7 protein-coding genes are annotated in these 6,143 nt (G+C 43.2%); all 7 read left to right on the forward strand.

What is annotated here, in order from left to right; translation table 11 throughout:
* Positions 1-8 precede the first annotated feature (8 nt).
* The 7 genes from QUA57_RS11810 (at position 9) to QUA57_RS11840 (ending at position 6,084) form a co-directional block, all read left to right on the forward strand.
* Positions 9-1,358 (forward strand): DNA phosphorothioation system restriction enzyme, encoded by a 1,350-nt coding sequence (locus tag QUA57_RS11810; protein ID WP_333060996.1) that lies wholly within the window; start codon positions 9-11, stop codon positions 1,356-1,358.
* A 203-nt stretch (positions 1,359-1,561) separates the two neighbouring features.
* Entirely contained in the window at positions 1,562-1,837 is a 276-nt protein-coding gene (locus QUA57_RS11815) for a hypothetical protein (protein WP_190660639.1), read from the forward strand.
* On the forward strand, positions 1,834-3,900 hold the full coding sequence (locus QUA57_RS11820) for an AAA family ATPase (RefSeq protein WP_333060987.1): 2,067 nt from the start codon (positions 1,834-1,836) through the stop codon (positions 3,898-3,900). The genes QUA57_RS11815 and QUA57_RS11820 overlap by 4 nt, the downstream gene beginning before the upstream one ends.
* Complete coding sequence (locus QUA57_RS11825; RefSeq protein WP_333060988.1) at positions 3,890-4,543, forward strand: Uma2 family endonuclease; 654 nt, start codon at positions 3,890-3,892, stop codon at positions 4,541-4,543. Before QUA57_RS11820 ends, QUA57_RS11825 begins: the two co-directional genes overlap by 11 nt.
* Positions 4,544-4,555: 12 nt before the next feature.
* On the forward strand, positions 4,556-4,876 hold the full coding sequence (locus QUA57_RS11830) for a nucleoside triphosphate pyrophosphohydrolase (protein ID WP_333060989.1): 321 nt from the start codon (positions 4,556-4,558) through the stop codon (positions 4,874-4,876).
* Positions 4,877-4,964: 88 nt separating this feature from the next.
* Positions 4,965-5,435, forward strand: a complete 471-nt coding sequence (locus tag QUA57_RS11835; RefSeq protein ID WP_333060990.1) for a DNA phosphorothioation-associated protein 4 — start codon at positions 4,965-4,967, stop codon at positions 5,433-5,435.
* Positions 5,436-5,667: 232 nt separating this feature from the next.
* Complete coding sequence (locus QUA57_RS11840) at positions 5,668-6,084, forward strand: endonuclease/exonuclease/phosphatase family protein (protein ID WP_333060992.1); 417 nt, start codon at positions 5,668-5,670, stop codon at positions 6,082-6,084.
* Positions 6,085-6,143 lie beyond the last annotated feature (59 nt).

The following is a 6,143-nucleotide window of genomic DNA, read 5'->3' on the forward strand; positions in this document are numbered from 1 at the left end:
TTCCGAAAATGCCGCCATCGCTGCAATTGCGACAGTATCAGCGAGTGGCGGTTGCTAATTGGTTTGCCAATCAGGGACGCGGTACGCTGAAGATGGCGACGGGTAGCGGCAAGACGATTACTGCACTGGCGATCGCCACTGAATTATACAATAAAATTAACCTGCAAGTCCTGCTCGTAATTTGCCCTTACTGCCACCTGGTGAATCAGTGGGCGCGCGAATCCGAGAAATTTGGTTTAAAACCTATTTTGGCTTTTGATAGCGCCCGCAGTTGGCAGAATAAGCTGGCTGCGGGTTTGTATGAAGTGCGATCATCGGGCGAGCGAGCATTTCTCACAATCATCACTACCAATGCTACCTTAATGGGAGATAGTTTGCGATCGCAACTGCGCTATTTCCCAGAAAAAACCCTGATTATTGGAGACGAAGTTCACAACTTAGGCGCGCCCCGTTTAGGACAAAGTTTGCCGCGCAATATTGGACTGCGACTCGCCCTTTCCGCCACCCCAGAAAGGCATTTCGATGAAGAGGGAACCGAAGCTATTTTAGATTATTTCGGCCCTGTTTTGCAGCCGGAACTCACCTTAGCAGATGCCATCCGCCAAAAAGCATTAGTACATTATTTATACTATCCAATTTTAGTAGAATTGACAGAAGCCGAAACCCGCAAGTATTCCCGCTTAACTCAAAAGATTGGCTGGGCGCTTTGGGGCGATGAAAAAGTAGAAGAAAACGATGCTTTAACGACTTTATTAATGCAGCGAGCTCGGTTAATTGGAGCGGCGGCTAATAAATTAACAGCTTTGCGAGAATTAATGATTCACCGTCTCGATACAGCCCACACTTTATTTTACTGCGGCGACGGTGCGATCGAAGGAGGGGCGCGCCGAAATAACAACCGCCAACTAACAGAAACCGCGAAGTTATTGGGTTCAGAATTAGGCTACCGAGTTAACACTTATACTGCGGCAACTCCTTTAGCAGAAAGAGAACGATTGCGCCAGCAATTTGAGAGTGGAGAATTGCAAGGTTTGGTAGCGATTAGGTGTTTGGATGAAGGCGTGGATATTCCTGCAATTCGCAATGCTGTAATTTTAGCAAGCAGCAGCAATCCGCGCCAGTTTATTCAGCGCCGGGGACGCATTTTGCGGCCGCATCCGGGGAAGGAAAGGGCAACTTTATTTGACATGATAGTTTTGCCTCCAGATTTGGGCAGAGAAACCTTAGAAGTCGAGCGCAATTTGCTGCGAAAAGAGTTGAAGCGGTTCTTGGAATTTGCCGATTTAGCCGACAATGCTGGGGAAGCTAGAGTGAAATTGCTGCAACTTCAGAAGCGTTACGGGCTATTAGACATTTGACATTTATTAAGGTTCGGTTTATGTTTTAGAATAGAGAATTATTTTATCGTAGTTTGAGTTGCTAGTTTAGTTCGCGATCGCACGCAGAGTTCAGAAACCAGGTTTCTTTGTAGATTTCTCGTGACTGTTGACAAAACTCGTAGAAACCGGGTTTCTCGCCCATGAGCCTAGACCCTGTATATTTTAATATTTGCAAAAAAAATATGACTGAAAATCTGAATGAAAATCTGATTATGGCATTTAGATATGAAGATAGTGCGATCGCAGCCGTACCGACAAGCATTTTAGCAGAAAAGCGTTCTTCTTATCAAACTCATCAGGAATTCAGCGACGTACAGCAACCTATTACTAGCGCGCCACCGGAAGTGCGACAAATTATTGAGCGGGTATTGGAAATTGAAAAAGATAAGTTGTACATGAGAGCTCCCCGCCACATTAACGATGACATTTTAAAAATCATTAAGGAAGCAATTGTATGAAGTTAATCTCAATTACTCTATGCAACTTTCGTCAATTTTACGGCAAAAGCCCCGAAATTAAACTAGCTTGGGGTCGGGAAAATATTACAGTAATTCACGGTAATAACGGCGCTGGAAAAACAGCATTGATGAATGCCTTTACGTGGGTACTTTACGGACAATTTAGCGCGGCTTTTGCGGCGGAAGAACAATTAGTAAACAAGCGCGCTCTGGCTGAGGCGGAAATGGGAAAAGCCGTAGGTTGTTGGGCGGAAATTGTGTTTGAACACGACAGCACGCGCTACCAAGCAAAACGCATATGTCGCGCTTATAAAAGTGAAAATACTGTAGAACATGGCAAGGCTGAATTGTTTCTGAATGTAGCAAAAGATAACGGTCTCTGGCTGAAGCCGGATCAGCATCCCGATGATATTATCGGGCGGATTTTGCCGGAAAGTTTACATAAATATTTCTTTTTTGATGGCGAGCGAATCGAGCAAATTGTCCGCTATGACAAGAAGGCAGAAATTGCGGAAGCTACTAAGGAGTTGCTGGGTGTGGAAGTCTTGAATAGATCGATCCGGCATTTACTAGAAGCAAAAAAATCTCTTGAGACAGATTTAAATATAATTGGGAATGCTGAAACGAAGAAACTTTTAAAAGACAAGCAAAAAATTGAGCAAGAAGCTGAGCAACTTTCGAGCCGACAAGTAGAAATCGAGCGGGAATTGGCAAACCAAGGGGAGTTAAAAAAAGCAGTTAATGGTAATTTGTTGGAACTTAGCGGTGCTGCGGATTTACAAAAGTTGCGAGATGAATTGGAAATGCAGAAAAATTTATTTAAGCAACAAATTATCCAGGCTACAGATGCTCTAAAACGAGCAATTTCTGTGCGCGGTTACGCGGTTTTTCTGTCAGAGGCGGCGGCGGAATTTGAAGTAATAGTAGGAGGTTTGCGGGAAAAAGGCGAGTTGCTTTCGGGGATTCAGCGACCGTTTTTGGAAGAGTTATTAGCGCAGCAGCGGTGTATTTGCGGTGCGGAATTAGTCGAGGGTTCTGAATCTCGCCAACAGGTTAGCGTTTGGATGGATAAGGCGGGAATTGGGGATGTGGAAGAAACAACTATTCGGATTAGCGATCGCGTAAATGAAATTGATAGGCAAGTGACTGATTTTTGGGAGGAAATTGACCGACAGCAAGGCAATATCAGCCGTGACAGAACCGAACTTTCTAGGGTAGAAAATCAGCTAGACGATATTCACAACAAGCTGCGAAATTTTCCTGACGGCGATGTCAGCCGCTTGCAAAAGCGCTTGGATGAAATTGAGGTCAAAATTGGCGATTTGCACCGGGAAACAGGCTCTAACCAGCAGCAGATTGAGAGTTTGAAGGCGTCGATCGCCAATCTGGACAAGCAAATCGACAAGCAGCAACTGAACGAGCAAAGGCAAGTATTAGCCCAGCGCCGGATTGCTGCGACTCAGGATGCGATCGATCGCCTAACTGAAGTGCGATCGCGTTTAGAAAAACAGTTTTGTTCTCAGTTAGAAAAGCGGGTGCAAGATATTTTTAGTCAAATTTCGTTTACTCCTTACATCCCCAAGTTGAGCGATAAATACGAACTGACGCTAGTAGAAAATACGTCGGGTAAAGAATCTTTGGTTGCCGCTTCTACAGGAGAAAATCAAATTCTCAGTTTATCGTTTATCGGCGGAATTATTGAGGGCGTGCGTGAGTGGAGTCAAAAGAATACTTTGATGGGCCCGGATAGCAGTACCTTTCCAATTGTGATGGATTCTCCCTTTGGGAGTTTGGACGAGATTTATCGCAAGCAAATCGCGAATAAGCTGCCGAAGTTGGCGAATCAATTGGTAGTTTTGGTAACTAAAACTCAGTGGCGCGGAGAAGTTGCTCAAGAGATGGAAAGTTGCATCGGTAGGGAATACGTGCTGGTGTACAATTCTCCGAAAGCTGATTGCGAAGAAGATGCGATCGAACTGGGCGGGACGCGCTATCCTTTAGTTAAGCGCAGTCCAAATGAGTTTGAATATACAGAAATTGTAGAGGTGGATTATGGCTTCTAATTCGGCAATTACCCAGGTTTTGGAAACGGATATTTGGGTGAAGGCGACGTGGGAAGAGTTTCTGAATTTTGCTGAGGATTCAGCATGGGAAAAGGCCAAGTTTTATTACTATCAAGAACACATGAGGGTAGAAATGTCACCAGTAGAGCCATTGCACGGGCGTCATAATTCAGTAGTTTCGAGAGTTGTCAATTTTTATACTGCTTTTAGAAATATCCGAATAGTGGAGTTAATTAATGCCAGTTTTCGCAAAACAGGTATTCGGGAATTTCAACCTGATTTGTCTTATTATATAGGTGCAGATTTTGAATTACCTCCTCGCACCAATACGCCAATTAATTTGGATGTGTTTGCACCTCCAGCTTTAGTGGTGGAAATAGGATCATCTTCTAGTGCGGATGATTTGGGAGTAAAGCGTTTAATTTACGAACATTCTGAGGTTCAAGAATATTGGGCAGCAAATGTAAATACGAATGCTGTATTTGCATTTGCTATTACTGCGGGAGGGAGTGGGACAATTCAAAATTCACTGGTTTTACCGGGCTTAGAAATAGCGTTAGTTGAGGAAGCTTTGAACCGGAGTCAAACAGAAGATGACGGGGAAATTAATCGCTGGTTGATTCAAACTTTTAGTCAAGGTTGAAGGGATTTTGACGTGGAAAAAGAGTATCATAAGTTGGTGCGCGATCGCATTCCTGAAATTATTCGCCAAAGCGGGAATGAATGCGAGGTTGTAATTTTGTCGGATGCAGAATACCGTCAAGCTTTGCGGCAGAAATTGATTGAAGAAGCGGGGGAAGCGGCGGCGGCTGATGAAGAAGATTTGGTGGCGGAATTGGCGGATTTGTATGAGGTGATAGATGCGGTGATGACCAGTTTTGGCATTTCGGGCGATCGACTTTTGGCGGAACAAACGAAGCGGCGGGAAGCAAGAGGAGGTTTTGCACAAAAAATTATGTTGTTGCGGACATTCTGAAAATTATCTGCGTTAATCTGTGTTTATCTGCCTCTAATCTGCGGTTACTCTATCAAATTACTCAGTTAAAAATTACATATTAATCCCAATGGCTGCTAACAAAATTAGAATTGCTAAAGATAAAGCGGAGTTAGTCAAATCATTAACTTTATCGGATAACAACTCCGCGCCATTTCAGACTTACGCCGATGTCATCGCGTTTGCCGCAGCGTTGGGAAATCAGCGGAAAAAACGATCGCCTTTGGGGGAAATTTCTAAACGAGAACCGGGTGCGATAGATGTTGATATCTTTGTATCTAGGGGTTACGATATGGCGATTAAATTAATTGCGATCGCCGAAACCAAAAATCCTCAAATTCTCTCCCATCTAGACGAAAAATTGGAAGCAGAACGCTTGCAAATTTTTGAAGAATATGCTAATGGGGGACTGGAAATTTTGCGCGAAGAGTTGCGGGGCGCGGCGGATTATACCGATCGCCTGTTGTTGGTTTTGATTTCCGAAAGAGACAACCAACATCGGTCAAATGAAGAATTCGATTTAAGCAAGTTCTTATTTTAATAGGTTCCCAATGAAGCACATCCCAAAAGATATAATCAAGAGATGCTTAAAGAAATCTGCAAAATTTCTTGCTTACAGTTACTCAGCATTTATTATCTGCTATTTCATTCTCAAACTAATCTTTTGGGATAGGATAGGAATTCTTGCCTTAATTAGCACTTTTAGCCCCTTAATTTTCTTCCCTACTTTCCTGCTTCCCCTCATCGGATTGTTAATCATCAAAAAAAGATGCTTGACTGTTATTTCTGCGATCGCCTGCTTTCTTCTAATAAGTTGGCTGCACGTCAAATACTTTTCTCCCGCACCCATCAACATCACAGATTCGCAGCCCAGCATCAAAATTTTATCCCATAACCTCAGTTGGCATAAAACTCAGTCAGCTACTTTATTTAAACTGATTGACCAGCAAAAACCCGATATTATATTTTTACAAGAAATGGTTCAAGCACCTACCCAAAAAGCTTTTCCCGGGTTAAAAGCAGACTACCCCTATCAAATTGGCACTCACTCTGTAGGAATTTTCAGTAAATATCCGATTGTATCTAGCGAAATACTGCACTTAGCCGGCCATCCAGAAACGCAGCAGCGGGCAATTATTAAATTTAACGAACAAGAAGTAGTGATTTATAATACAATACGGTTCAGTTAAGAGCTATGCAGTGCTTAAAACAATAAATACAGGAGGATTCATTATTATTCCAGTACCTC

The organism is Microcoleus sp. Pol7_B2 (assembly GCF_036701035.1).
GTDB lineage: Bacteria > Cyanobacteriota > Cyanobacteriia > Cyanobacteriales > Microcoleaceae > Microcoleus.